The following is a 25,215-nucleotide window of genomic DNA, read 5'->3' as shown; positions in this document are numbered from 1 at the left end:
GGACCTCACTGTTCCTTGGTTGTCGTAGCGGGCGCAGCATCCGCATCCGGGTCGTCAGCAGCGGCGCGCCCAGTGCGGCCGGTCCAGATCGCCACGCCGACCGCGACGAGGGCGGTGAGGGCGAGCAGGATCAGGCCGATGGCGTAGGAGCCGGTGGAGTTCCACAGGGAGCCCAGCAGGAGGGGCGGGACGAAGCCGCCGAGACCGCCGGCGGCGCCGACGAAGCCGGTGACCGACCCGACCTGGGCGGGGTCCGCAGCCTGGCCGACGAGGCCGAACACGGCGCCGCTGCCGGTGCCCAGCGCCATCGCCATGACGAGGAAGGCGAAGGTTCCCACCAGGGTGAGTTCGCCGGTGGCGGCGACGATCAGTGCCATGACCGCCACGATGGTGTTGGCGACCACGAGGGTGCGGACGGGGCCGAAGCGGTCGGACAGCTGACCGCCGACGGCGCGCATGAACACGGCGATGATGACGAACCCGCCCATGCGGAGGGCGGCGTCTTCGGCGCCGAGGCCGTAGGCGTTGATGAGGAAGGTCGGCAGGTACACGGAGAAAGCGACGTAGCCGCCGAAGCTGAGGGCGTACAGGAAGCAGGCCTGCCACGTGACGAGCAGCTTGGTGGTGCCGAGGGTGTTGGCGATCATGGAGCCGGTCTTCGGCTTCCAGCCGGGGGCGTTGCGCATCAGCAGGTAGGCCAGCACCGCGTAGATGAGCAGGGCGGTGGCGGCGATGAGGAACGGCGCCTTCTCGCCGAGGCCCTGGAAGATGCGCACGGTGGTGAAGGCGGAGACGGCGGTGCCGCCCATGCCCATGCCGTAGATGCCGAGGGCGGTGCCGCGGCTCTTCGGCGGGTACCAGGAGTTCACGTAGGGCACGCCGATGGCGAAGGTGGTGCCGGCGATGCCGAGGAAGAAGCCGCCGACGAGCAGCGCCGCGTAGCTGGTGAACCCGAAGAATCCGAGGAACAGCACCGGGACGATGGTGATGACGGAGATGAGCGGGAACATCAGGCGGCCGCCGAAGCGGTCGGTGAGGGCGCCGATGGGGATGCGGCCGATGGAGCCGACGAGGACGGGCACGGCGACGAGCAGAGCGGCGTCGGTTGTCAGGCCCTTCTTGATGACGGTCGCGGCGAGGGGGGAGAGGAGGGCCCAGGCCCAGAAGTTGATGGCGAAGCCGACGGTGGCCATCAGCAGCATGAACGTGCGGTCACGGGCATGCTCGTCGAGGGGGGTGGCGGTGGAACCGGAAGGGCGGAGGGATGGGGACGCGGTCACTGCGTGCTCCTTTCGGTGCAGCCGATTCGAGGGTTCCCGATGACTCTAATCATAGGGGTATCGGGTGGACAGGACGATTGTCCTGAGGACGTGTTTCCCGAGGTCGGCCGATATCGTGCCGATATCGTCTTGGGTGACGATCCGACTTCATCGAGGGTGCTTCCATGGTTTCACGCGCTGCGATCATCATTGCCGGCGGACAGGGCTCCCGCCTCGGCGGGGTCGACAAGCCCCAGCTGTCGATCAACGGCCTGTCGATGCGTGCCCGAGTCGCGGGGGCGGCCATCGCGGCGCTCGGGTTGCCCTGCCGCATCGTGGTGGTAGGGGCCGAAGGGTCTGATCTGCGCGCGGCGCCGTTCACGATCGACGGGGTGGAGACGATCCGCACTCTGGAGGAGCCGCGCTTCAGCGGTCCCGTGGCGGGTCTGGCGGCCGCGGTCGATGAGCTGTCGGATCTGGGCGGCGAGGTGGATGTGCTGGTGCTTGGCGGTGATATGCCGACCCTCAGCGCTGAGCTGCTGCAGCACGTCCTGGGGGAAGGGGCCGACGGGTCCGCCCCGGCTGACAGCACTGCTGTGCGCGGCATCGAAGATTCCTCGGGCCATCTGCAGTTCCTGTGCGCCGCGTGGCCGCTGGGCGTGCTGCGCACCACGCTGAACGAGGTCCGCGGGAATGGCGGTGATTGGATGGGGCTGAGCCTGCGCCGGCTGTACGGACAGCTGGCACCGGCGCGCCTGACGATCCGACCGGCCTTGGACGGGGTCGATGATGCGGTCTCGGATGTGGACACCGCGGAGGACCTGCAGCGCGCCCGCATCGCCGTGGAAAGGACGACCCCATGACCATCGCACCCCGACGGGCCGAGCAGAACCGGCTGCGTCTCCTGCTGGCCGCCGCGGCCTCGGCCGCGCTGGCGCTCGTCGCCGCCCTGTTCGCAGCACCGGCTGCCCTGGCCCATGACAGCCTCACCGGCAGTTCGCCGGCGGACGGCGAGTCCGTTGCGACCGCCGACAGCATCACGCTCACCTATTCCGCGGAGCCGCTGGACCTGTCTGCCCGCGTTGTGGTGAAGGACTCCGCCGGCACCGTCCTGTTCGACGGCGCGCCGACGATCGACGGCACGTCGGTCACCGCGGACTTCTCTGAGGCACCCGCCGCCGGCCCGGTGACCGTCGACTGGCGGGTCGTCTCCTCGGACGGCCACCCGATCGAGGGCACCACCACCTTCACCGTCACCGAGGGCGGGGCCGCCGCATCGGACGGCGGCGGTGAGGAGTCCGCCCCGGCAGCGTCTGCCTCGCCGTCGTCCCAGCCGACGGATGCCTCCAGTTCCGCCCCCGCCGCGTCCGAAGTCGATGAGGGGACGGACGGTGACGATGGCGGCATCGGCAAGTCGCTCATCGCCGCGGCTGTTGTCGTGGCTGCGGCGCTGATCGTCGGAATCGTGGTGCTGGTGACCCGCAAGGACAAGAACCCGGATCGCGGCTCCGCCGCCGGCGACGACCGGCATCCCGGCTCGCAGGCGTGATCACAGCGCCTCGTGAGTGATGCCTCCGAGGCGCGTACGGCCATGGTGGAGAAGCGAAGGACCGGCGGCCCCGCAGGGCGCCGGTCCTTCTTCTGTGCGGGAGCTGTCCCGCTGTGGGAGGCGTATTCGCCTCAGTTGTTGCGGAGGGAGTCCTTGGCCTTGTCGGCAGCGTTCTGGATCGCGCCGTCGGCCTGGTCAGGGGCGGCATCCTGAGCCTTCTGCGAAGCCTTGTCGATGGCGCCGTCGACCTTGTCGCTGTGGCCGTCGAGTGCCTGCTTGCCCTTGTTGAGTGCGTCGTCGAAGCCCATGGTGGGTGTCCTTTCCATCGGGAACATTGGCGACCCCCACGCTACATGCCGTCTCCGTTCGAGATCACAGGTCCGTCATGAGCTCGGGGCGATTTGAGCACATGTGAACAGCCTGTGTCCCAGTCTGCGCATTCGGTCATAATCGAGGCGTGGAAATGAGCAGCGATCGTCACGTGCCACCCGTCGGTCACGACAAGTCCTCCCGCTGGGACTTCGTCCTCGGACAGCTCGCGCAGACCAAGCGACTGTCCGTCGCCGACGTCGCCGCGCAGCTCGGCATCAGCGAGTCCACTGTGCGGCGCGACTTCGTCGACATGGAGAAGGCGCAGCTCGCGCGCCGCGTCCACGGTGGCCTCGTGGCCGTGGACATCGCCTACAACCTCGCCGCCTCTCCGCGCGGCGACGGCGCCGGTGATCAGCGCGAGCGCATCGCTGCCGCCGCGGCCGCCATGGTGCAGCCCGGCAGCATCGTCGGCTTCAACGGGGGCCGCACCACCACGGCCTCGGCCCGCCGCATCGTCGCCCGCTCCGACCTCGACACCGGCGGCTCCGTCCCCGGCCTGACCGTGGTGTGCGCCGCCCTCAACATTGCGATGGAGACGGTGTTGCGTCCGGCAGTGCGCACGGTGGTGCTCGGCGGTGTGGCGGAGCCGCGATCGTTCGAGCTGACCGGCCCGCTGGCGCAGTACACCATGCGGGACCTGTGGCTGGACATCATGTTCGTGGGCGTCATCGGGGTCGATGTCGATGCCGGCATCACCTGCGACTCCGACGCCGAAGCGGGCGTCACCCGCACGATGATCTCCCACTCCCGGCGCGTGGTGGGCCTCGCGACCGGCGACAAGATCGGCAAGCGGGCGCTCGCGGGGATCTGCCCGCTCTCGGCCCTCACCGACCTCATCGTCACCGGGGATGTGCCCGCTCAGCTGCGGGAGGCCTGCGCTGAGCGTCACGTGCGCCTGCACGCCGTGTGACTCCCGTCGGGTTCGGTGGCCCGCCCCTGCGGAGGGTGAACGGCGGAACCCGGATCGGACCTGATGAGGCGATACTCTGGAGTTGTGATGTGGATTTTCGGTCGATCGAAGAAGAACGCTGCCGGTGCTGAGGGCGAGGAGCCCACGAAGGCAGCGGAGCCGTCGGCCGCCTCTGCCCGCGGCGGCACCGGTTCCGCCGACAGCGCCGCCACCGGCCCTGCCGACGCCCCCGCCAGCGCCTCCTCCCCGGCGGCGGAAGCGGACGCCGCCCCCAGCACTCTCGCTGAGCGGCACGCCGCCCAACGCGAACGCGAACGGCAGGCCGGCGCATCCGCCGTCCCGGCCGCTGAGATCGCCGACACCGGCACGTCCAGCGTGGACGATATTCAGCACTTCACCGGGGACGTCCCCCGCCTCGAGGGCCTGCTGCCGGTGCAGGTCGATGAGGTGACCCGCGAGGACCGCGTGGAGCGCGCCCTGGACCGCTGGCGCCTGACCATGTCCGACCTCGCCGACGGGCGCGGCTTCCTCCTGGACCTGCGCGGCGGCCCCGAGTACCTCGACCTGACCAACTCCCACCCGCAGGGTCTGGCGCACCTGTTCGCCGCCCGCGGCGCCACCCGCCTGTCCAGCCTCGTGCGCGAACCCGGCTCGCTCGCGACGGCGCGCCGCCATGCGCGTGCGCTGCGGGAGATCGCGCAGTCGTTCGCGGAGGAACGGGGACTGACCACCTGCTACCTCGGCATCGGTGAGGCGTCCTGGCTGCCGTCGGACGGCGGCAGCGCGATCCACGCGCCGATCATGCTGCGCCCCATCAACCTGTTCCTGCGGGGCAACGCCCGCGAGGACATCGACCTCGACCTCGACGCCGCGGTGGAGCTGAACCCGGTGCTGCTGAAGGCCATGCGCGAAGCCGGTGTGATCCTCGACGCCCGGTCCCTGCTGGACCTCACCGCGTCCATTCACGGCTTCGATCCGAGCCCGGTGATCGACGCGTTCCGCAGCCTCGGCGAACCGCTGCTGAACTTCCGGGTCTCCCACGCCCTCGTCGTCGGCAGCCTCATCGACTCCTCGGTGTCCATGCTGGAGGACTTCGACACCCCGTCGGAGGACCTCGCGGACAACGACCTGATCGCGGCGCTCGCCGGGGACCCGGAGGCCCGCGAAGCGCTCTCCCCGGAGGGGGAGAAGCGAGCCGGCACCGGTGACAAGGAGGCCGACGCCTCCTCCGCGCCGATTGCGATCGTCGACCCGGACGAGGCCCGCGCCCTGTCCGCCATCGAGGACACCGACTGCCTCGTGGTGGAGACGGCGCCGGGCGCACCGGCGACCTCCACCATCGTGAATCTGATGGCGGAGCTCGCCGCGCAGCAGAAGCGGGTGCTGGTGGTCTCGCAGCGCTCCAGCCACCTCGCGGACCTTGCGGAGGCGGTCACCGCCGCCGGGATCGGCGATCTGCTGCTGGACCTCAGCCCGGACCCGCAGCTGCAGCGCACCACGGTGGAGTCGCTGCTGGTGTCGCTGGCGAAGGCGAACTCGTTCGTGCCGCCGGTCTCGATGGAGGAGGACCCGGCGCTCGTGGAGGCGGCGGAGTCGCTGCGTGAGCATCTGACGGCGATGCACCGCCGCCAGGAGCCCTGGGGCGCCTCCGCGCACGATGCGATCAACGCGCTCTCGGGCCTGCTGCGCCGTGACCCCGCGCCGCGCACGCAGGTGCGCCTGCCGGCCGATGTGGCCCGCCGAGTGGGGGAGCGGCCCGATGAGTACCGCGAGCTGCTGGAGCGTGCCGCCGCCACCCGCGCCCTCTACCTGGGGGCCGATGTCACGCCGTGGGCCGGTGCCCACATCACCACGCGCACGCAGGCGGACCGAGCCCTGGAGCTCGCTGAGGCGCTCGATGACGAGCACCTGCCGGAGCTGATCCGCCGCAGCCGGGAGATGACGAAGCAGGCTCACCTCGAGCCCGCCGAATCGATCGATGCGCTGCGCACGCAGATCCGCGTCCTGGAACGGGTGCGCACCGTGACGACCCGGTTCGATGCCCAGGTGTTCCTCTCCGATCTGGATGCCCTCATCGCCGCGACGGGCGACAAGAAGTTCCGTCAGGCGCACGGCATCAAGCAGGGGATGCGGCAGCGCCGCGCCCTGCGGCAGGAGGCCGCCGGGTATGCGAAGGACTCGGCGACCCCGCAGGAGCTGCATGAAGCGCTCACCGGGGTGCGCGGGGTGGCCCACGACTGGCGCACCCATTCGACAGCCCCCGATTCCCAGCCTGTGGTACCCGCGGATCTGGATGACCTGACCGCGGTGGTGGACCGCTGTGAGCGCGCCCTGGATGAGCTGGAGGTGCTGCTCGCCGGAACCCGCGCCGGCACCGAGTTCGGCCGCCGTCCGATCACCGACATCCAGGCGCAGATCCGGGAACTGGTGGAGGACAAGCAGGCGCTGGAGGACCTGCCGGAGCAGACCACGATTCTGCGCGAGCTCGACTTCGAGGGCCTGGGCCGCCTTGTGGCGGATCTGCGCGCCCGCGAACTCGAGGAGGAGAACGTCGCTGCGGAGCTCGACCTCGCCTGGTGGTCCAGCGTGTTCGAGTTCATCGCGGCGAAGGAACCGCTGCTCAGTGAGCACACGGGCACGGACCTGTCGCAGATCGCGGAGCGCTACCGCCGCCTGGATGCGCAGTTCCTCGCCGCGCAGCAGTACCGGGTGCGGGAGCAGGCCGACCGCATCCTCGTGGAGACGATGAAGCGCTACCGGGACACGTCCCGCGCCGCGATCGTGGAGCTGAACAACCCGGGCACCACGAGCGTGAAGGACGTGGTCGCGAAGTACGAGCAGATCATGTTCCGCGCCCGCCCCCTCTGGCTGGTGTCGCCGTACATGGTGCCGCAGCTGATCCCGTCGGGCGTCCACTTCGATGTCGTCATTGTGGCCGACGGCGCCCGCCTGCCCACCGCTGCTGCGGTCCCCGCCCTGACCCGCGCCGACCGCGCCGTGGTCATCGGTGATGCGTACGAGTACGCGGGGGAGCCGCCGCTGCAGCCGGAGGCGGAGGAGCTGGAGCCGGGGGCGCTGCCGATGGCGAACAACCTGCTGCTGGACGACCTGCGGGCCCTTGCCCCGATCGTGCGGATCCGCCGGGACCAGCACCCCGCGACCGGTGGTGTGCGCCGCTTCGTGTCCCGTGTGACCCGAGCCGGCCGCCCTGATGAACTGGACGCCCACCAGCTCGCGGTGCCGAGCCCCCTGCCGCCGGACGATGACCTGTTCATCCACGTGGAGGACGGCCGCGGCCCCGTCGCCGCGGACACCGCCTACGTGGAGTCGACCGAGGCCGAGCTGCGCCGCATCACTGACCTGGTGGTGCAGCATGCCCGCATGTCACCGGAGCGTTCGCTCGCGGTGGTGACGGTGACGGCGGAGCACGCGAAGCGCGTGATGGACCGGATCATGTCGACGGTGAGCCGGATGCCGGAGCTGCGGGACTTCTTCCAGCCGAACGTGCCGGAGGCGTTCGTGGTGACGCCCGCGATCGGTGCGACCGCGGTGGAGCGCGACGACATCATCGTCTCCCTCGGCTTCGGCCTCACCCCGCACGGCCGCCTGTTCCACTCCTTTGGGCCGCTGTCCGGCCCGCACGGCCGCAAGGTCCTGGTCAGCCTGCTGACCCGATCGCGCCTGCGCACCGTCGTGGTCAGCTCCCTGGCCTCCGCGGACTTCGACCCGGACCGCCTCACGACGGAGGGGGCGCGCGACCTCTACGATCTGCTGCGCTTCCTCGAAGCAGGCTTCGACGCCGCGGTCCTCGGCGAGGACGACGGCACGCCCGACCCCGCCGAGCAGGCAGCCGCCGCCCCCGAGCCCACCGAGCAGGAAGCCGAGGAGCAGCAGGCCGACGGAGTCTCCGAGTCCGCCGAGCAGGCAGCCGAGGAGCAGCAAGCCGACGGAGCCCCCGATCCCGCCGAGCAGGAAGCCACCGAGTGCGCTGAGGATGCCGGTGAATCCGCGGACGCGTCGGAACCCGTCGGCCACTCCGCCGCCGACGTCGCGCCCCTGCCGGAGCCCACCCTTGAGGTGTCCGAGGACGACGCCACCGCCGACGCCACGCCGGCGATCCGCTTCGCCGAGGGCGGCGACTCCCACATCGACGCCCTCGTGGCCGACCTCGCGGACCGTCTGCAGGAGCGCGGCCTCCACACCGAGCTCGACTACGGCCTCTCCCACGACCGCATCGAACTCGCCGTCGGCCACCGGGACCTGCCGGGCCGCCTCCTCGTGGCGGTGGAGACCGACGGAGCCCGCTACGCCACCACCGCTGACCAGCGCGAACGCGACCGGCTTCGCACCGAACGCCTCGAAGCCGCGGGCTGGGTCGTGGAGCGCGTCTGGTCGTGGGCCCTGTTCATCGACCCCGAAGGCGAAGCGGACCGCGTCACGCGCACGGTGGAGCGGGCGCACGCGTTCTGGATGGAGCGCCTCCAGGAGCCGGTGGCACGCGCCGGCACCACCCGCCATCGCCTCCCGCGCCCCAAGGTGCCGGCAGGCCACCCGCTGTCGTTCTACGGCGCGGAGGACTTCGACGCGGTCGTCGCCTACATCTCCAGTGACGGACGTGCCCGCCTCACCGAGCAGCTCGCCGCCGAAGTGCGGGAGTTCCTCGGCTTCGAGCAGCGCTCCCTGCTGCTGGATGTGTCCGTGTCCTCCGCGATCCGCCGCTACCAGGAGAGCCATGACTGATCGGCGCTCACCCACGCTCGGAGAGTCGCGCCCGGGCCGCGTCGTGGTCTCGTCGGTCACCGGGAAGCCGATGGAGCAGCCCGTACGCCGCGGCGGCCCGCGCATCGTGCCCAACCGCACCGAGGACGACGCGGCCGTGGACAGCAACGACGACCGCCTCCGGCAGGACGTACCGCCGCACTGGGGGCGCTGACGGCCCCGCACCCCGTTCGATCCGCACCGCACCCGACCCGGGCGCACGCCCGGCCACCAGGAGGAGAACCGTGACGAAGCAGCCCACCATCTTCATGCTCGGCGCCGGCAGCATGGGCGGCGCCGTCGCCACCGCGATCCGCCGCTCCGGCATCGACGCGCAGAACGTCCACGTCATGAACTCCCGCCCGGAATCCACCGAGCGCGCCGCGAAGGAGTACGACCTCACGCCCGCCGACTCGCTCGAGGACGCCGTGCGCGAGGCCGACATCATCATCCTCGGCATCAAGCCGTACCAGCTCGCCGCCCAGCTGCCGAAGCTCGCCGAGCACCTCAGCGCGGACACCCTCGTGGTGTCCCTCGCGGCCGGCGCCACCATCGACACGCTGCGCGAGCACCTCGGCGGGCACGAGAAGATCATCCGCACCATGCCGAACACCCCGGTCGCCGTCGGCTCCGGCGTCGTCGCCGTGATGCCCGCCGACGCCGTCACCGACGAGGAGACCGCGACGGTCGAGGAGCTGTTCGCAGCGTCCGCCGACGTGGTGCGGGTCCCGGAGGACAAGGTCCACCAGGTGATCGGCGCGGCCGGCTCCGCGCCCGCGTTCATGTTCTACGTCGCCGAAGCGATGATCGACGAGGGCGTCATGCAGGGCCTCACCCGCGACCAGGCCGCCGAGATGGTCATCGCGACCATGGCGGGGTCTGCGAAGCTGCTGCAGGAGCAGGGCCTCAGCCCCGCCGAGGCGCGCTACCGCGTCTCCAGCCCCGGTGGCACCACGGTGCGCGGTGTCGCCGCGCTCGAAGAGGCCGGGGTGCGCGTGGGCCTGGCGAAGGCGATGCGCGCCGCCGCCGACTGGTCGCGCCACATGGAGGAGGGCTGATCCGGCCTGTTCGGGGCCGACGGGCGCCGGCGCTCAGGGCCGGTTCGCGAACCGTTCGATCAGGTCCGTGTGGCCCGACACGATCAGCGTGTCATGCACCGCCACCTTGGTTGTCGGTGCCGCGTACGTGAAGTCGCGCCCCGGTGACTTCACACCCACCACGGTCACGCCGTACTTCGAGCGGATGTCCGATTCGGCGAGGGTGAAGCCCTGGATCTCCCGCGGCGGCCGCATCTTCACGATCGCCCAGTCGTCGTCGAACTCGATGTAGTCCAGCAGGTGGCCGTTCACCAGGTGCGCCACCCGCTGACCGGCGTCCTTCTCCGGGAACACCACGTGGTGGGCTCCGATCCGCTCCAGGATCTTGCCGTGCGAAGCGGAGATCGCCTTCGCCCAGATGATCGGGCCGGCGAGGTCCACGAGGTTCGCGGTGATCAGCACACTCGCCTCCACGCTCGTGCCCACACCGACCACGGCGACGTCGAACCCGGCGGCGCCGACCTGGTGGAGGGCGTCCATGTTCGTGCCGTCGGCTTCGACGACGTGGGTGAGGCGGCCGGAGTACTCCTGCACCAGGTCGGGCCGGGAGTCGATCGCGAGCACGTTCGTGCCGAGCTTCTCCAGCGTCAGGGCGATGGACGCGCCGAAGCGGCCCAGGCCGACGACGAGGACGCCGTCGCCTCTGCGATTGTCGGGCATAGGTCTCCTCTGATGTGTCAGCCGATGATCGGCCGCTCCTCGGGCAGGCGGATGATCCTCGGACGCGTGCGCATCGCCAGGGCGGCGCCGACGGTCACGGGACCCAGTCGGCCCACGAGCATACAGGTGACGATCGCGGCCTTCGCCGGAGTGGACAGGTCCGCTGTGATGCCGGTGGACAGGCCGACCGTGCCGTACGCGGACAGCACCTCGAACAGCACCTGGTCCAGCCCGTACGGGGTGAGGCGCAGCATCACCAGGGTGGCGAAGAAGATGACCATGACGGAGATGGCGAGCACGCCGATCGCCTGACGGATCGTGTCCTCCGGGATGCGGCGGCCGAACGCCTCCACATCGCGGTCACCGCGGACCTCCGCGATGATCGCGAGCATCAGGATCGCGAACGTGGTCACCTTGATGCCGCCGGCGGTGGAGCCGGAGCCGCCGCCGATGAACATCAGCAGGTCCTGCACCACCCACGACTCGGGGTGCATCGCGCCCACGTCGATCACGGACAGGCCGCCGGAGCGCGGCATCACGCCGGTGAACAGCGCGGCCAGCATGCGATCCTTCAGCGGCAGGCCGCCGAAGGTGTCCGGGTTCGTCCACTCAAGGGCGGTGATCGAAACAATGGCGAGCAGCAGAAGCAGTGTGGATCCCGCGATCGTCATCTTCGCGTGCAGCGTCCACTTCGCGGGGTGGTTCCAGTGGCGGAACAGCACGAGGATCACGGGGAAGCCGAGGGACCCGGTGAACACGGCGGCGGCGACCGGCAGCACGAAAGCGGGCTCGCCCACGTACTGCAGGGTGCCTTCGGCTTCGTGCACGAAGCCGACGTTGTTGAAGGAGGAGATGCCGTAGTAGAGGGCGTCGAACAGGGCGGTGGGGACGGACGCGCCGCGGGACAGGAAGAACGGGGCCAGCGACAGGAACGTCAGGGTCTCCAGGGCCGTGGAGGTGATGACGATGGTCTTCAGCACCCCGCCCACCTGGTCCAGCTGCTGCGCCTTCGTCTCGCGGGCCGTTACGATGCGCTGCGCGAGGCCCATCTCCCGCATCACGGACAGGCCGAGGAGGGACGCCACGGTGAGCACGCCGAAGCCGCCCACCTTCATCGCCGCCATGATGACGATGTTGCCGAACAGGCTCCACTGGTGCGCCATGTCCAGGGTGGTCAGGCCCGTCACGCACACGGCGGACACGGCGGTGAACAGAGCGTCGATCAGCGGCGGGGAGGTCCCGTCGGCGTTGGAGATCGGCAGCCACAGCAGCAGCGTCACCAGGCCGATGATGCCGAGGAAGGCGATCATCGCCAGGCGCGCAGGCGAGGTGCGGGTCCGCGCGGCGTTCTGGACGATCCGTCCCAGCGCGCTCTTCGACCCGCGACTCTTCGCGGCTTTCTGCATGCGTGTGCTCCCGACCCATTGGATGTGACCGGCCGGGCCCGGACCGGTCAGGACGCCCAGGGGACGTCGCCGGCGATTGTACGCGCCCTGCGCTACCCTCGTAACCATGACGAGACCAGGCGAAACAGCCGTTGTCTGGGATGACGCGCTGTGCGCCTACGACTTCGGCCCCGCGCACCCCATGGACCCCGTTCGGCTCGAGCTCACTGCCGCGCTCGCACGGTCGTTCGGGCTCTTCGACCTTCCGCGGGTGCGCCTGATCTCCGCGCCGGTGGCCGACGGGTCCGTCCTGGAGACGATCCACGACCCCGTGTTCGTCCAGGCGGTGCGGGATGCGTCCGCTGCGGGGCTGAACCCGTCGGCTGAGGAGCGCACGCACCTGAACCGGTGGGGGCTCGCCACCCCCGAGGTGCCGATCTTCCCCGGCATGGACGAGGCCTCGGCCCGGCTCGTGGGAGGCAGCATCGCCGCGGTCACCGAGATCCTGGAGGGCCGCTGCGAGCGCGCCGTCAGCTTCTCCGGAGGAATGCACCACGCGAAGTCCGGTTTCGCCGGTGGGTTCTGCGTGTTCAACGATGCCGCGGCCGCCATCGCGGCGGCGCTCGCGGCGGGGGAGGAGCGCATCGTCTACCTCGATCTGGATGTCCACCACGGCGACGGGGTGGAGCAGATCTTCTGGAACGACCCGCGCGTCACCACGATCTCCATTCACCAGAGCGGCGACACCCTCTACCCCGGCACGGGGTTCATCCAGGACAGCGGCGGGCCGGCCGCCCCCGGCACGGCGATCAACATTCCGATGCCGGCGGGGACGCGCCCGGAGGACTGGCTGCGCGCGATCGACGGCGCGATCGACCCCCTGATCCGTGCGATTCGCCCCACCCTGCTGGTCACCCAGCACGGGGCCGACTCCCACAGCATCGATCCGCTGGCCGACATGGACCTGACGATCGAAGCGCAGCGCGCAGCGATGCTGATGTGCAGGGACCTCGCAACGACCGCGGCGGGCGGCCGCTGGCTGGCGCTCGGCGGCGGCGGGTACTCGGTGGCGGACGTGGTGCCGCGCTCGTGGACCCACCTGGTGGCGGTCGTGCTGGACGCCGACATCGATGCCGATGCGCCGATCCCCGAGGAAGAGCTGCAGCGGATGCGGGACGGGGCGCACCGCACCGGGGCGGTGCCGCCGCGGGCCTTCACCACGATGGGCGATGGGTCCGAGCCGGTGTTCAGGCCGTGGAGCGCAGGGTTCAACCCGGAGCATCCGGTGGACCGCCTGGTGCAGTCGGTGCGGCGCGCGCATTTCCCCGAATGGGGCCTGGACCCGCTGTACGACTGATCCGTCGGTCCCACGGCGTGAGGTGCACCGCCCGCCCCGCGCCCTGAGCCGCACCGCCGGCCCCGCCGGACGGCCGCGCAGGTGCCGACCGTTACTGTTGTGTTATGACCGAGACACCCACGCGCACCGTCACCGAAGCGGCGCGCGCTCACCTCGCCGACCTGCGGATCCCCTTCGACATCCGCGGGTCCAGCGCCGCTGAGCGCACCGCCCGCCACCTGCGCGACCAGCTCGCCGACCACATCGAACCGCGCATCGCCTCCCTCGACGCGCCGCTGCTGGCCGTCGTCGGCGGCTCCACCGGTGCCGGCAAGTCCACCCTCGTCAACTCCCTGGTGGGGCACGAGGTGACCCGCTCAGGCGCGATCCGCCCCACCACCCGCCAGCCGGTGCTCCTCCACAATCCGAAGGACGCCGCCTGGTTCGAAGGCCCCCGCATCCTGCCGAACCTGCCGCGCGTGATCCGCCGCTCCGCCGCCGACGAGGTCCCTGGCTCGCAGTCCGCCGCCGGCCTCAACCTCGTCGCCGACGACACCATCCCCACCGGCATCGCCGTCCTCGACGCCCCGGACATCGACTCCGTCGCCGCCGCGAACCGAGAGCTCGCCGGGCAGCTGCTGCGCGCCGCAGACCTGTGGATCTTCGTCACCACCGCCCACCGCTACGCCGACGCGGTCCCCTGGGACGTCCTGTCGCAGGCCGCGGCACGCGACATCACCGTCTCCCTCGTCATGAACCGCATCCCGAACCAGCCGGGCGTCGCCGAGGAGCTCGGCGGGCACCTGCAGGAGATGATGGCGGAGCGCGGAGTCGACGCGGCGACCGTGTTCCGCATCCACGAGGCACCCCTGACGGACGACGGCCTCATCCGCGGCCCCGAAGTGGATGCTCTGCGCTCATGGATCCTGTCCCTCGCCGGGGACTCCGGCCAGCGGGCCTCCATCGCCCGCCGCACCCTGGCGGGCGCGCTCACCAATGCCGCCGACGCCCTCGAGCAGGTCGCGGAGCACGTCGGTGAGCAGCAGAGCGAACAGGACCGCCTCGCCGGCATCGTCCGCTCCGAGTTCGACACCGCCGCCGAAGCGATCGCAGAGGTCACCCGCGACGGCGCCCTGCTGCGCGGTGAAGTGCTCGCCCGCTGGCAGGACGTGGTCGGCACCGGTGAGTTCTTCAAGGGCGTGCAGGGCTGGGTGTCCCGCATGCGCGACCGCATCACGAACGCTCTGACGGGCACCGCGAAACCCGTGGTGGATGCGCAGAGCGCGATCGAGACGGGCCTGGTCTCCGTGGTGATCGATGAATGCGCCAACGCCCGCACCCGCACGGTCCGTCAGTGGGGCTCGCACGAGGCGGGCACCTCGGTCCTGCAGTCCGAGCCGGGGCTGGAGCGTCAGCTGCTCGCGGTCGACGAGCGGTTCCGTCGGCAGGTGGAGGACCAGGTCCGATCCTGGCAGCGCGATGTCCTCGATCTCGTGTCCCGGGAGGGGCAGGACCGCCGGCAGAAGGCGCGGATCCTGTCGCTGGGTGTGAACGTCGTCGGCATTGCGCTCATGGTGGTGGTGTTCGCCTCCACCGCGTTCATCCCCACCGGGCTCGAAGTCGGCGCCGGCGCCACCACCGCAGTCGTCGGCCAGAAGCTGCTGGAGTCGATCTTCGGGGATGAGGCGGTGCGCCGCCTCGCCCGGGTCGCCCGGCAGCAGCTCGACGACCGCCTCAACGCCCTGGTGGACGCGCAGGCCGCTGACTTCGCACATGTCCTGGCAGAGCACCCGATCCCCGTCGGCGAGGAGGTTCTGCGCGCCGACGCCGCCCAGCTGCGCGACCTCACCGCCCAGCTCCGCTCCGGTACCGCACAGACATCCGACGGGGGCGATCGATGACGACGATCAGCGACCGCCTCCGCGCCCTGGAGGATCTGCGGACCGCGGGCGGACCCCTGCTGGACGACGCCGCCACCGGCGAGCTCACAGCCCTGGACGCACGCGTGCGCGAACGCGTCGGCCTGTCTGCCGAGCACACCGTGGTGGGCCTGTTCGGTGCCACCGGCTCCGGCAAGTCCACCCTCTTCAACGCGCTCGCGGGCGAGGAGGTCTCCCGCGTCGCGGTGCGCCGGCCCACCACCGCACAGCCGGTCGCCGCAATCGTGGAGAACCGCACGTCGCCCGAGCTGGAGGATGAGGCGCACCGCCTGCTCGACTGGCTGGAGGTGAGTGAGCGGCACATCGTCAGCCCCGACGGCGCCGATCCCCGGGTGATCCTCGTGGACATGCCCGACTTCGACTCCGTTCAGGCCGCGAACCGAGCTGTCGCTGAGCGCCTCGCCGACCTCGTCGACGTCGTGGTGTGGGTGAGCGACCCGGAGAAGTACGCCGACCGAGTGATGCACCAGGAGTTCATCGCCCGCTTCGCGTCGCACCGCGCCGTCACCCTCAGTGTCATCAACCAGATCGACCGCGTCCGCGACCGCGATCGCGACGCTGTTGTGCAGTCCTTCGCCGAGCTGCTGGCGGCCGACGGGCTCCCCGGCGCTGAGGTGCTCGCCACCTCGGCCCGCACCGGTGAGGGCGTGCGAGAGCTGCTGCAGGCGGCGTCGCGGGTTGCGAAGCAGAAGGAGGCGATCGCCCAGCGCCTCACCGCTGACTTCCAGGCCACCGCGGCACGGGTCGGGCCGATGCTCGGCGCATCCCAGCCGGAGGCGCCGAAGCGGTCCGCGCTGCGCAGCGCGGTCACCGGTGGCCGCACGAAGCATCAGGACTTCCGCGTCCCGGGCCTGCCGGACACGGTGCCGACTGAGGCGCACGACGGCCTCGTCGACGCCTGCTCCCGCGCCGCCCAGGTCGATGCGATCGCCCGCGCTGTCGGCGACTCCTACATCCACCGCGCCTCCCGGAGCACGGGCTGGCCGGGAACGCGCTGGCTGCGGAGCTTCCGCCCCGACCCGCTCGCCCGGATGCGCCTCGGCTTCGCGCCCGCGTCCCGCCACGGCAGGGCTGTGACCGCCGGAGGGGCCGACGGGTCCGCCGCGGGGGAGGGGCAGCCGGAGTTCGTCTCCCGCAGCTCCCTGTCCCTGGATGCGCCGGGCTCCCGCGCCGTCATCACCCGCGGCGCCGACAGGTTCGCGGAGGTCACCGCCGGTGATGCGCCCGCGCCGTGGCCCGCCCGACTGCGCGACGTGGTCGATGCGGAGGCGGAGCATCTGCCCGACGGCCTCGACTATGTGCTGACACACACGCAGCTGCCGGGGACGGGGCGCTCCTGGTGGTGGCTGCCGCTCAACATCATCCAGTGGCTGGCGCTGCTGGTCGCCCTCGCGGGCCTGGGCTGGCTGCTGGGCCTGTCGGCGCTGGGGTTCTTCGGGATCCCGCAGCCGGAGCTGCCGATGGTGCAGGGCCTGGGCTTCCCTCTGCCGGTGCCAACGGCGATGATCATCCTCGGGCTCGGCCTCGGCATCGTGCTGGCGGTGCTCTCCACTCTGCTGGCGCGGGTGCGGGCTGGGTCCCTGCGGTCGGCGGCGCGGCGCCGCCTGCGCACATCGATCGCCTCGGCGATCGACGACACAGTGGCCGACGCCGCTCAGGAGGAGCTGGACCGTGCTCGATCCGTGGAGGGGGCGCTGAGCACGCTCGCGCGAGCGTGACCCGCCCTCCGGCCGTCCCGGGGAGGGCCGTGAGCGGTCTCACCACGCCACCGCCTGGCCTCCTGCGCGTTGCCGGCGTGTAAAATAATGCAACGTCTGTGTTCAAGCGAACCGCTATTCGTCATCGTGAAATGAGGTCACTATGGGTTCCGTCATCAAGAAGCGTCGCAAGCGCATGTCGAAGAAGAAGCACCGCAAGCTTCTTCGGAAGACGCGCCACCAGCGTCGCAACAAGAAGTGATCGACCATCACGCAAGCAGCGGGCGCCCCGATATCTGATCGGGGCGCCCGCTGCTGTGTTCTGGGCTTCTGGTCAGCGCGGTCCGCGGCGGCCGAAGCCGCTGGGGAACCCGATGAGGGGTCGGCGGCGCTTCTTCTTCAGCGCCCGGCGCAGCTCCTGCTCGGTGACGCGGTACACGGCGACGACCTCGCCGTCCACCATGATCACCGGGATCTCCAGTGACCAGCGGCGCTTGAGGTCGTCGTCCTCATCGATATTGCGATGGTCCACCGCCTCGCCGAGCTCGTCGGCGACACGGTGGACCACGGCGGAGGCCTCCACGCAGAGGTGGCAGCCGGGCCGGTCGAGGACGGTGATGCGTGCGGAGGTCATGGCCTCACGCTACCGCAGCCGTCGTCGGCCGGAGGGGGACGGATCAGGCGGTCGGGGCCACGAACTCGGCCTCGATGGTGATGCGGACGTTGTCCGAGACCATCACGCCGCCGGCTTCGAGGGCGGCATTCCAGGTCAGGCCGAACTCCTTACGGGAGACGGTGGTCTCAGCGGCGACGCCGGCGCGCTTGGTGCCGAACGGGTCGGTGACCACGCCGCCGAACTCGTAGTCCAGTTCGACCGGCTTGGTGATGCCCATGATGGTGAGCTCGCCGGCGAGCTTGTCGCCCTTGACCTCGGTGGAGGTGAAGGTGATGGTCGGGTTCTTCTCGGCGTCGAAGAAGTCGCCGGACTTCAGGTGGTTGTCGCGGTCGGCGTTGCCGGTGTTGATGGAGTCGACCTGCAGGGTGGCGGTGTACTTCACGTCGTCCTTGCCGTCGCCCACGACCATGGAGCCGTCGATGGAGTCGAACTGGCCGCGGACTCGGGAGATGCCGGCGTGACGGACCGTGAAGCTGGCCGCGGAGTGAGCGGCGTCGAGGGCCCAGGTGCCAGTGGTGAGATCGGTGGTCATTGCGTCTCCTTCGAAGAGTTCGGAATCGGGGCCTTGCGCCCCGGCTTGTTGAAACTTAAACTATCCGGAGAGCCGTCGCGAACGCAAAGGAAGTGTGACTCATGGCACCAACGAACGGTAATGAGCCCCGCTGGCTCTCCCCTGAGGAGCAGCGCGCCTGGCGGGTGTTCCTCTACACCACCACCCGCCTGCGCGAAGCGCTCTCGCAGGCGCTCGAGCAGGACCCCGAGGTGTCCCTCACCCTCGCCGAGTACGAGATCCTCGTGCGCCTGTCCGAGGCGCCCGGCGGCCACGCCCGCATGTCGGAGCTCGCCGATCATGTGGTCCACTCCCGCTCCCGCCTCACCCACACGGTGACCCGCCTGGAGAAGCGGGGCCTGGTGGAGCGTCAGCGCTGCGCCTCCGATGGGCGCGGCCGCGAAGCGCTCCTCACCGCCGACGGGCGGGCCCTGCTCGAGCGCGCCGCACCGGTGCACGTGGCGAGCGTCCGCGCCCAGCTCGTCGACCCCCTCGGCACCGACGGCATGGTCCGCCTCGGCTCCCTCCTGTCCGCCCTCCTCACCGAGGACGAACGCGCCGAGATCGCCGCCACACCCGAGTAGCCCCCGTCGGCCCCGACGGGACCGGCCCGGCCGGGATTGCTACCGTGGGGCAGTCATCCATCGGGAAAGAAGGAGCCGCGGCAGCATGGTCGACACGGTCATCCACCTCGTCCGGCACGGCGAAGTGCACAACCCGGACAGGATCCTCTATGGACGCCTGCCCGGCTACCGGCTGAGCGAGCGCGGCGAGAAGATGGCGGAACTGGTCGCCAACCACCTCGCCAGCCGTGACATCACGGCTGTGACCGCCTCCCCGCTGCTGCGTGCCCAGCAGACCGCCGCGCCGATCGCACAGCGCCACGGCCTGGGCGTCGGCACCGATGACCGCATCATCGAATCCACCAACCACTTCGAGGGCCTGCGGGTGGGCCACGGCGAAGGTCGGCTCACCAACCCCCGCCACTGGCCGCACTTCCGCAACCCCTTCACCCCCTCCTGGGGCGAGCCGTACCGCGAGCAGGTCGCGCGGGTGCGCGCAGCCGTGCGGGATGCGAAGAACACCAACGAGGGCCACGAGGCAGTGCTGGTGCTGCACCAGCTGCCGATCTGGGTGACGCGCCTCGCCGCCGAAGGCCGGCCCCTGTTCCACGATCCGCGCCGGCGCCAGTGCGGGCTGTGCTCCGTGACGTCCCTGGTGTTCCGCGGAGACCATCTCGATCACGTTGAGTACGCCGAACCCGCAGCCGAGCTCTACAGTGGTGCCGTCGATGCCACTGGAGGAAAGCTCACATGACCAACCCGCCCCTGTCGCGCCGCCACCTGGTCGGCGCACTCGGCGCGCTGACCACCACCGCTGTCTTCGCTGCCTGTGGAACCGACACGAACTCCCGCTACGACACCGGCTTCGTCGCCGGTGACGGCGTCACCACGGAGATCGACCCGGCGGACCGCGGCGATGCGGTCGACTTCACCGCCACCGCCTACGACGGCACGGACATCGCCCTTGCTGACTGGCGCGGGAAGCCGGTGGTCCTCAACGTCTGGTACGCCTCCTGTGCCCCCTGCCGCAAGGAAGCGCCCGACCTCAAGGCGATCGCCGGCGACTACGGCGAAAAGATCCACATGCTCGGCATCAACGTCCGCGACGGCGCGGGCGCCGCCAAGGCGTTCGAGGAGAACTTCGCGATTCCGTACCCGTCGGTCCCCGACCTCGACGCGCAGATCATGTACAAGCTCCGCGGCCAGGTGTCGCCGAACGCGGTGCCCTCCACCCTCGTCCTCGATGACGAGGGCCGGGTCGCCGCCCGCATCTCCGGCATCGCCGACCCCAGCATCCTGCGCGCCATGATCGATCGGGTGCTCAGCGAATGAGCGCCCTGCGCGAAGCGTTCCAGTCCACGATCCTGTCCGGCTCCCTCGTCCTCGCGGTGGCCGTGGCGGCGCTCGCCGGCATCGTCGCGTTCCTGTCGCCGTGCGTGTTCCCCGTGGTCCCCGGCTATCTGGGGTACGTCTCGGGGCTCGCGGGTCAGCGGGAGCAGGGCGGCCGACGGGGCCGCATGGTGGCCGGAGCGCTGCTGTTCATCGCCGGTTTCACGGTCGTGTTCATGGTGATCGGCGGCTTCGTCGGCGCCCTCGGCTACCAGCTGCAGGCGCACACCACGTGGATCAACCGCATCGCCGGCGTCATCGTGATCCTCATGGGCCTGCTGTTCATCGGCCTGTTCCCGGCGTCGCTGTCGGGGGAGAAGCGCATCTCGAAGCGGCCGGACGCGGGTCTGCTCGGCGCGCCTCTGATGGGGATGGTCTTCGGCTTCTCGTGGACGCCGTGCATCGGCCCCACGTTCGCCGCCGTCACGTCCCTCGCGCTCGACGGGGCGTCCGCGGAGCGCGGCGCGATCCTCGCCCTCGCGTATTCGCTGGGCCTGGGTCTGCCGTTCGTGCTGTTCGCGATCCTGTTCGACAAGGCTATCGGCGTGTCCTCCTGGCTGAAGCGGCATCGCCGGGCGATCACCACGATCGGCGGCGTCATCCTCATCATCATCGGCACCCTTCTGCTGACGGGCCAATGGGCGAAGTGGATGGATCAGCTGTCCGTCATGACCGGCACGTTCGAGACTGTGATCTGAGGAGGGGACGAGCATGAGCACCGCCGCACCTGAACCGGCCGCGCCGGATTCCGCAGCGCCGGAGTCCGCCGCGTCGGGCCCGAAGAAGCGGCCCACCCTGCCCTCTCTCGGGCTGATGGGCTGGCTGCGCTTCCTGTGGCGTCAGCTGACCAGCATGCAGACCGCGCTGATCCTGCTGATGCTGCTGGCGATCGCCGCGGTCCCCGGCAGCCTCTACCCGCAGCGCTCCGTCAACCCCGGCCTCACGGAGCAGTACCTGCAGGAGCATGGGAAGACCGCCGAGATCCTCGACAAGCTCGGCATGTTCGATGTCTTCGGCTCCGTCTGGTTCTCCGCGATCTACCTGCTGCTGTTCGTCTCCCTGATCGGCTGCGTGATCCCCCGCCTGCAGGTGTACCTCCGACAGGTGGTGGCGAAGCCGCCCGTGACGCCGCGGCGCCTCACGCGGTTCACCGGCTACACGGACGTCATCCTGGACCCGTCGGCCCTCCCCGCCGACACGAGCGCCGACGCACTCAGCGCTGACGCCAGCCCCACGAGCGCCGCCGACCTGCGCGACCGCTTCGCCCAGCGCCTGCGCCGTTCGCGCTACCGCATCCGCACCACCGAGGACGAGCGCGGCTTCGCCGTCTCCTCCGAACGCGGCTACCTGCGCGAAGCCGGCAACCTCCTGTTCCACGTCGCACTGCTGGGCGTCCTGATCGGTGTGGCGATGGGCCACCTCACCAGCTACCGCGGTCAGGTGACCGTGGTCGAGGGGGAGGGGTTCGCCAACTCCCTCACCCGCTACGACTCGTTCGAGGCGGGCCCCTGGTTCGATGAGACGAGCCTGCCGCCGTTCCGCTTCACGCTCGATGAGTTCCGCGCCGAGTTCAACACCGACACGGACAACCCCCGCGAGTTCGGCAAGCCCACCAAGTTCGAGGCGGACGTCACCGCCTCCGACCCGGACCAGCCGGAGTTCACGAAGACTGTGCGCGTCAACCAGCCGCTGAACCTCGGCGGCTCCGGCATCTACCTGCTCGGCAACGGCTACGCCCCCGTGCTCACCGTCACGGACCCGAAGGGCCGCGTCATCGCCGACGGCCCCGTCATCACGGTCCCGCAGGGCCTGCACTACACCTCGCAGCTGGTGCTGAAGATGCCGGATGCCCGACCGAAGCAGATGGCGGTGGTGGGCATCTTCGCCCCCACGATGGTGATCGACGACAAGGGCCCCCACTCGGAGTACGCGGGCCTGGTGAACCCGGAGATCGCCCTCACCGTCCACACCGGCGACCTCGGCCTGGACGGCGGTGTGCCGCAGAACGTGTTCCAGATCGATGTCCAGAAGCTCGACCCGGTGACGAAGGCCGACGGCTCCCCGATGCTGATCCGGCTCAAGCCCGGTGAAACGACGAAGCTGCCGGACGGCACCACGATCGAGTTCACCGATGTGAAGCGCTACGCCGCGTTCGATGTGAAGCGCGACCCGTGGGAGGGCTTCACCCTCGCGATGGCGCTCGCCTCGATCGTGGGGCTGGTGGCGTCCCTGTTCATTCCGCGTCGACGCATCTTCGTGCGCGTCGCCGAGACCAGTGAAGGTCTGCGCCTGGAGGCCGCCGGCCTGGCGCGCAGCGAAGACTACCGCCTGCAGCAGGATGTGCAGGAGCTCGTGGCTGAGGTCACGGGCAGGAAGGAAGCAGACGAGTGATCAACGAACAGCTCGCGCAGTTCTCCACCCTCGCGCTGGTCACCGCCATCGCGATCTACGTGCTGGGCTTCATCGCCTTCACTGTGGACGCGGTGCGCGGCACCCAGGTGCGCAGCGACGCCCGCCTCGAATCCGGCGGCGAGGGCCCGCGCCCCACCGCGGACGAAGCGGGAGCGATGACGGCGCTGAAGTTCGCCATGACCGTCACGGTGGTGGGCGGCATCATCCACGTGGCGGGTGTGGTGATGCGCGGCATCGCCACGGGCCGCGTCCCGTGGGGCAATATGTACGAGTTCTCGATGACCGGCTCCGCCGCGGTCACCGTGATGTTCCTTCTGATCTGCCTGCGCAACCGCGACCTGCGGCACCTGGGCGCGTTCGTGTTCGGCCCGCTGCTGCTGCTGATGATGGTGGCGCAGACCGCGTGGTACCTGCCGGCCGCGCACCTGACGCCGTCGCTGCAGAACTCGTACTGGCTGGTGATCCACGTGTTCGTCGCCATTCTCTCCTGCGCCCTGTTCACCCTCGGTGCGGTCACATCGGTGCTGCAGCTGGTGCGGGCCCGCTGGGAGGAGAAGCACGCTGGAGAGGCTGAGTCGAGGGGTCTGCTGGCGCGCCTGCCGTCGGCGAAGAAGCTGGAGCAGCTGAGCTTCCAGATCAACGCGATCGGCTTCGTGCTGTGGACGTTCACGCTGATCGCCGGCGCGATCTGGGCGAAGTACGCGTGGGGCCGCTACTGGGGCTGGGACCCGAAGGAGGTGTGGACGTTCATCATCTGGGTGGTGTACGCCGCCTACCTGCATGCCCGCGCCACGCAGGGCTTCCGCGGCAACCGCGCCGCTTGGTTCTCCCTCGTGGGATTCGTGTGCCTCATCTTCAACTTCACCGTGGTGAACACGGTGATCAACGGCCTGCACTCGTACTCCGGTCTGTGATGAACGGCTCCGCCCTTCGGGCGCGGGGCGGTGCGTGCACTACCGTGGTGGGGTGAGGCCCGCCCTGTTCTGCTGCGGCCTCTCGGCGCGACCCACCGGCGCAGTCGTCTGCGCTCGCCCGCAGCCTCCGATGCTGCTGCGGCCCTGGTGATCGAGTCCCGCCGCTCCGCCGCCCGGCGGACAGCCCGTGTGCTCCGTGCAGGACACCGACCCGATAGGCCTCTTCTTTGTCTGACTTCGTTTCGCTGGGTGTTCCCCAGCCGTTCGCCGCTGCTCTTCGTACGCGCGGCATCACCACTCCGACTCCGATCCAGGCGGCGACGCTGCCGGATTCCCTCGAGGGCCGCGATGTCCTCGGCCGTGGCCGCACCGGCTCCGGCAAGACCTTCGCATTCCTGCTGCCGACGGCGACCCGCCTGCTGCGGAGCGAGACCCGACGCACCTCGAAGCGCCCCCGGGCGCTGATCCTCGCGCCCACCCGTGAGCTCGCCAGCCAGATCGCCGAATCGTTCGAACCGCTGGGCCGCGCCGTTGGCCTGAACTGGGTGACGGTGTTCGGCGGCGTGGGCCAGAACCCGCAGGTGCGGGCCCTCGCCGACGGCGTGGACGTCCTCATCGCCTGCCCGGGCCGCCTGCTCGACCTGATGGGTCAGGGCGCTGTGGACCTCGGCGGGGTGGAGATCACCGTGCTCGACGAAGCGGACCACATGGCCGATATGGGGTTCCTGCCGATGGTGAAGCGGATCCTGGACCGGGTCCCGCAGCGGGGCCAGCGGATGCTGTTCTCCGCCACCCTCGACAACGGCATCGATGTGCTGGTGAAGCGCTACCTCCACCAGCCGGTGGTGCACGAAGCGGATTCGGCGCATTCGCCGGTGGCCGCGATGGAGCATCATGTGCTGGAGGTCGACGGCGGCGACAAGGTCCGCGTGGTGGCGGACCTCGCGGCGGCGCCGGGCAAGACGATCGTCTTCACCCGCACGAAGCACGGCGCGAAGAAGCTCGCGAAGAAGCTGCTGGCGATGGGGGTGCCGGCGGTTGACCTGCACGGCAACCTGGGCCAGAACGCCCGCACCCGCAACATGGAGGCGTTCCATTCCGGCCGGGTGGAGACCCTGGTGGCGACCGATATCGCCGCCCGCGGCATCCACGTGGACGATGTGGCACTGGTGGTCCATTCGGATCCGCCGGCGGAGCACAAGGCATATCTGCACCGTTCCGGCCGCACGGCGCGTGCTGGTCGGGCCGGCACCGTGGTGACGATCGCGACGCCGGAGCAGCGCGGAGAGGTGCGTTCGCTGATGCGCGCGGCGAAGATCACCGCCGCCCGGTCATCGGCGGACGATGAGGCGCTGCGGGCCCTCGCACCGGGTGAGCGCACGTTCCTCACCCGCGCGGAGGCGGAGAAGCAGGCGCAGCCGCATCTCGCGGAGCAGGGCGGCCAGCAGCGCGGCCGTCAGCAGCGCGGCGGCCAGGGCCGGGCCCGTGCGTCGCGCTCCGGTCAGGGCCGTTCCGGCTCCTCCCGCGGCGGCGATGCCCGCGGCGGCGGGCAGGGCGGCCGTGGTCGCTCGCGGGGCCGACGGGGCCGCGGCGGCGCCGCGTCCGGCCAGCAGAGCGCGCAGTCGGCGCGCTCCGGTGGGCAGTCGGCCCGCTCAGCTGGTCTCGCGTCGTTCTCCGCCGGCGGGGGTCGACGCTCCCGCTGACCCGCATCCAGCACAGCAACCGTCGGCCGGTGAAGGAGGCCCACC

The 25,215-nt window shown here is 70.5% G+C and carries 23 protein-coding genes; 17 read left to right on the top strand and 6 right to left on the bottom strand.

The genetic code is table 11. From position 1 onward, the window contains the following. Nucleotides 1–5 precede the first annotated feature (5 nt). The gene (locus FHX50_RS06465) at nt 6–1,280 is read right to left on the bottom strand and encodes a nitrate/nitrite transporter (protein WP_343064053.1); all 1,275 of its coding nucleotides are present in this window, start codon (nt 1,278–1,280) and stop codon (nt 6–8) included. A gap of 164 nt (nt 1,281–1,444) precedes the next feature. On the opposite strand from FHX50_RS06465, the gene mobA reads away from it, so the two are divergent. Together mobA and FHX50_RS06455 are read left to right on the top strand one after the other, a co-directional pair. Further along, nucleotides 1,445–2,122 carry a molybdenum cofactor guanylyltransferase gene (mobA, locus tag FHX50_RS06460; protein WP_183375769.1) on the top strand — a complete coding sequence of 226 codons (678 nt, stop codon included), beginning with the start codon at nt 1,445–1,447 and terminating at the stop codon, nt 2,120–2,122. Further along, nucleotides 2,119–2,808: a copper resistance CopC family protein gene (locus FHX50_RS06455; protein ID WP_183375767.1), complete on the top strand. Its 690-nt coding sequence runs from the start codon at nt 2,119–2,121 to the stop codon at nt 2,806–2,808. The genes mobA and FHX50_RS06455 overlap by 4 nt, the downstream gene beginning before the upstream one ends. Nucleotides 2,809–2,939: 131 nt before the next feature. Here the strand turns inward: FHX50_RS06455 and FHX50_RS06450 are convergent, their stop codons facing one another. Continuing rightward, nucleotides 2,940–3,116, bottom strand: coding sequence for an Rv0909 family putative TA system antitoxin (locus tag FHX50_RS06450; RefSeq protein ID WP_183375765.1), 177 nt, complete (start codon nt 3,114–3,116; stop codon nt 2,940–2,942). Between the two features lie 155 nt (nt 3,117–3,271). On the opposite strand from FHX50_RS06450, the gene FHX50_RS06445 reads away from it, so the two are divergent. The 4 genes from FHX50_RS06445 to proC all read left to right on the top strand — a co-directional run bounded on the left by FHX50_RS06445 (nt 3,272) and on the right by proC (nt 9,906). Next, complete coding sequence (locus tag FHX50_RS06445) at nt 3,272–4,090, top strand: DeoR/GlpR family DNA-binding transcription regulator (protein ID WP_183375763.1); 819 nt, start codon at nt 3,272–3,274, stop codon at nt 4,088–4,090. 87 nt (nt 4,091–4,177) lie between these two features. Continuing rightward, nucleotides 4,178–8,830, top strand: coding sequence for a DUF4011 domain-containing protein (locus FHX50_RS06440; protein ID WP_183375761.1), 4,653 nt, complete (start codon nt 4,178–4,180; stop codon nt 8,828–8,830). Continuing rightward, complete coding sequence (locus FHX50_RS06435; protein WP_183375759.1) at nt 8,823–9,023, top strand: hypothetical protein; 201 nt, start codon at nt 8,823–8,825, stop codon at nt 9,021–9,023. The genes FHX50_RS06440 and FHX50_RS06435 overlap by 8 nt, the downstream gene beginning before the upstream one ends. Nucleotides 9,024–9,093: 70 nt before the next feature. Continuing rightward, the gene (gene proC / locus FHX50_RS06430) at nt 9,094–9,906 is read left to right on the top strand and encodes a pyrroline-5-carboxylate reductase (RefSeq protein WP_183375757.1); all 813 of its coding nucleotides are present in this window, start codon (nt 9,094–9,096) and stop codon (nt 9,904–9,906) included. Nucleotides 9,907–9,939: 33 nt separating this feature from the next. Here proC and FHX50_RS06425 read toward each other — a convergent pair whose 3' ends face one another. Both FHX50_RS06425 and FHX50_RS06420 read right to left on the bottom strand, forming a co-directional pair. Continuing rightward, on the bottom strand, nt 9,940–10,605 hold the full coding sequence (locus tag FHX50_RS06425; RefSeq protein ID WP_183375755.1) for a potassium channel family protein: 666 nt from the start codon (nt 10,603–10,605) through the stop codon (nt 9,940–9,942). A gap of 17 nt (nt 10,606–10,622) precedes the next feature. Continuing rightward, on the bottom strand, nt 10,623–12,011 hold the full coding sequence (locus FHX50_RS06420; RefSeq protein WP_183375753.1) for a TrkH family potassium uptake protein: 1,389 nt from the start codon (nt 12,009–12,011) through the stop codon (nt 10,623–10,625). Nucleotides 12,012–12,117: 106 nt separating this feature from the next. Between FHX50_RS06420 and FHX50_RS06415 the strand changes: the two genes are divergently transcribed. The 4 genes from FHX50_RS06415 (at nt 12,118) to FHX50_RS06400 (ending at nt 17,225) form a co-directional block, all read left to right on the top strand. Next, a complete protein-coding gene (locus tag FHX50_RS06415) occupies nt 12,118–13,347 on the top strand; it encodes an acetoin utilization protein AcuC (RefSeq protein WP_183375751.1) in 1,230 nt (409 codons plus the stop codon). Nucleotides 13,348–13,451: 104 nt separating this feature from the next. Beyond that, nucleotides 13,452–15,227 (top strand): dynamin family protein, encoded by a 1,776-nt coding sequence (locus FHX50_RS06410; RefSeq protein WP_183375749.1) that lies wholly within the window; start codon nt 13,452–13,454, stop codon nt 15,225–15,227. After that, nucleotides 15,224–16,984: a GTPase gene (locus FHX50_RS12260; RefSeq protein WP_183375747.1), complete on the top strand. Its 1,761-nt coding sequence runs from the start codon at nt 15,224–15,226 to the stop codon at nt 16,982–16,984. The genes FHX50_RS06410 and FHX50_RS12260 overlap by 4 nt, the downstream gene beginning before the upstream one ends. 142 nt (nt 16,985–17,126) lie before the next feature. Beyond that, the gene (locus FHX50_RS06400) at nt 17,127–17,225 is read left to right on the top strand and encodes a 30S ribosomal protein bS22 (RefSeq protein ID WP_005504750.1); all 99 of its coding nucleotides are present in this window, start codon (nt 17,127–17,129) and stop codon (nt 17,223–17,225) included. Between the two features lie 72 nt (nt 17,226–17,297). Here FHX50_RS06400 and FHX50_RS06395 read toward each other — a convergent pair whose 3' ends face one another. Both FHX50_RS06395 and FHX50_RS06390 read right to left on the bottom strand, forming a co-directional pair. Then, entirely contained in the window at nt 17,298–17,597 is a 300-nt protein-coding gene (locus tag FHX50_RS06395; RefSeq protein WP_183375739.1) for a glutaredoxin family protein, read from the bottom strand. A 43-nt stretch (nt 17,598–17,640) separates the two neighbouring features. Next, the gene (locus FHX50_RS06390) at nt 17,641–18,171 is read right to left on the bottom strand and encodes a YceI family protein (RefSeq protein WP_183375738.1); all 531 of its coding nucleotides are present in this window, start codon (nt 18,169–18,171) and stop codon (nt 17,641–17,643) included. A 101-nt stretch (nt 18,172–18,272) separates the two neighbouring features. Between FHX50_RS06390 and FHX50_RS06385 the strand changes: the two genes are divergently transcribed. The 7 genes from FHX50_RS06385 (at nt 18,273) to FHX50_RS06355 (ending at nt 25,170) form a co-directional block, all read left to right on the top strand. Then, the gene (locus tag FHX50_RS06385; protein WP_183375736.1) at nt 18,273–18,773 is read left to right on the top strand and encodes a MarR family winged helix-turn-helix transcriptional regulator; all 501 of its coding nucleotides are present in this window, start codon (nt 18,273–18,275) and stop codon (nt 18,771–18,773) included. Nucleotides 18,774–18,858: 85 nt separating this feature from the next. Next, on the top strand, nt 18,859–19,506 hold the full coding sequence (locus FHX50_RS06380; protein ID WP_183375734.1) for a histidine phosphatase family protein: 648 nt from the start codon (nt 18,859–18,861) through the stop codon (nt 19,504–19,506). Beyond that, nucleotides 19,503–20,084, top strand: coding sequence for a TlpA family protein disulfide reductase (locus tag FHX50_RS06375; protein WP_183375732.1), 582 nt, complete (start codon nt 19,503–19,505; stop codon nt 20,082–20,084). The genes FHX50_RS06380 and FHX50_RS06375 overlap by 4 nt, the downstream gene beginning before the upstream one ends. A gap of 5 nt (nt 20,085–20,089) precedes the next feature. Next, entirely contained in the window at nt 20,090–20,839 is a 750-nt protein-coding gene (locus tag FHX50_RS06370) for a cytochrome c biogenesis CcdA family protein (RefSeq protein WP_415829878.1), read from the top strand. 13 nt (nt 20,840–20,852) lie between these two features. Continuing rightward, entirely contained in the window at nt 20,853–22,532 is a 1,680-nt protein-coding gene (gene resB, locus FHX50_RS06365) for a cytochrome c biogenesis protein ResB (RefSeq protein ID WP_183375728.1), read from the top strand. Beyond that, nucleotides 22,529–23,467, top strand: a complete 939-nt coding sequence (ccsB, locus tag FHX50_RS06360; RefSeq protein WP_183375726.1) for a c-type cytochrome biogenesis protein CcsB — start codon at nt 22,529–22,531, stop codon at nt 23,465–23,467. The genes resB and ccsB overlap by 4 nt, the downstream gene beginning before the upstream one ends. Before the next feature lie 227 nt (nt 23,468–23,694). Further along, nucleotides 23,695–25,170 (top strand): DEAD/DEAH box helicase, encoded by a 1,476-nt coding sequence (locus FHX50_RS06355; protein WP_183375724.1) that lies wholly within the window; start codon nt 23,695–23,697, stop codon nt 25,168–25,170. Nucleotides 25,171–25,215: the final 45 nt, after the last annotated feature.

The sequence above is a fragment of the Helcobacillus massiliensis genome, assembly GCF_014191425.1.
GTDB lineage: Bacteria > Actinomycetota > Actinomycetes > Actinomycetales > Dermabacteraceae > Helcobacillus > Helcobacillus massiliensis.
This window is presented reverse-complemented; position numbering and strand designations above follow the sequence as displayed.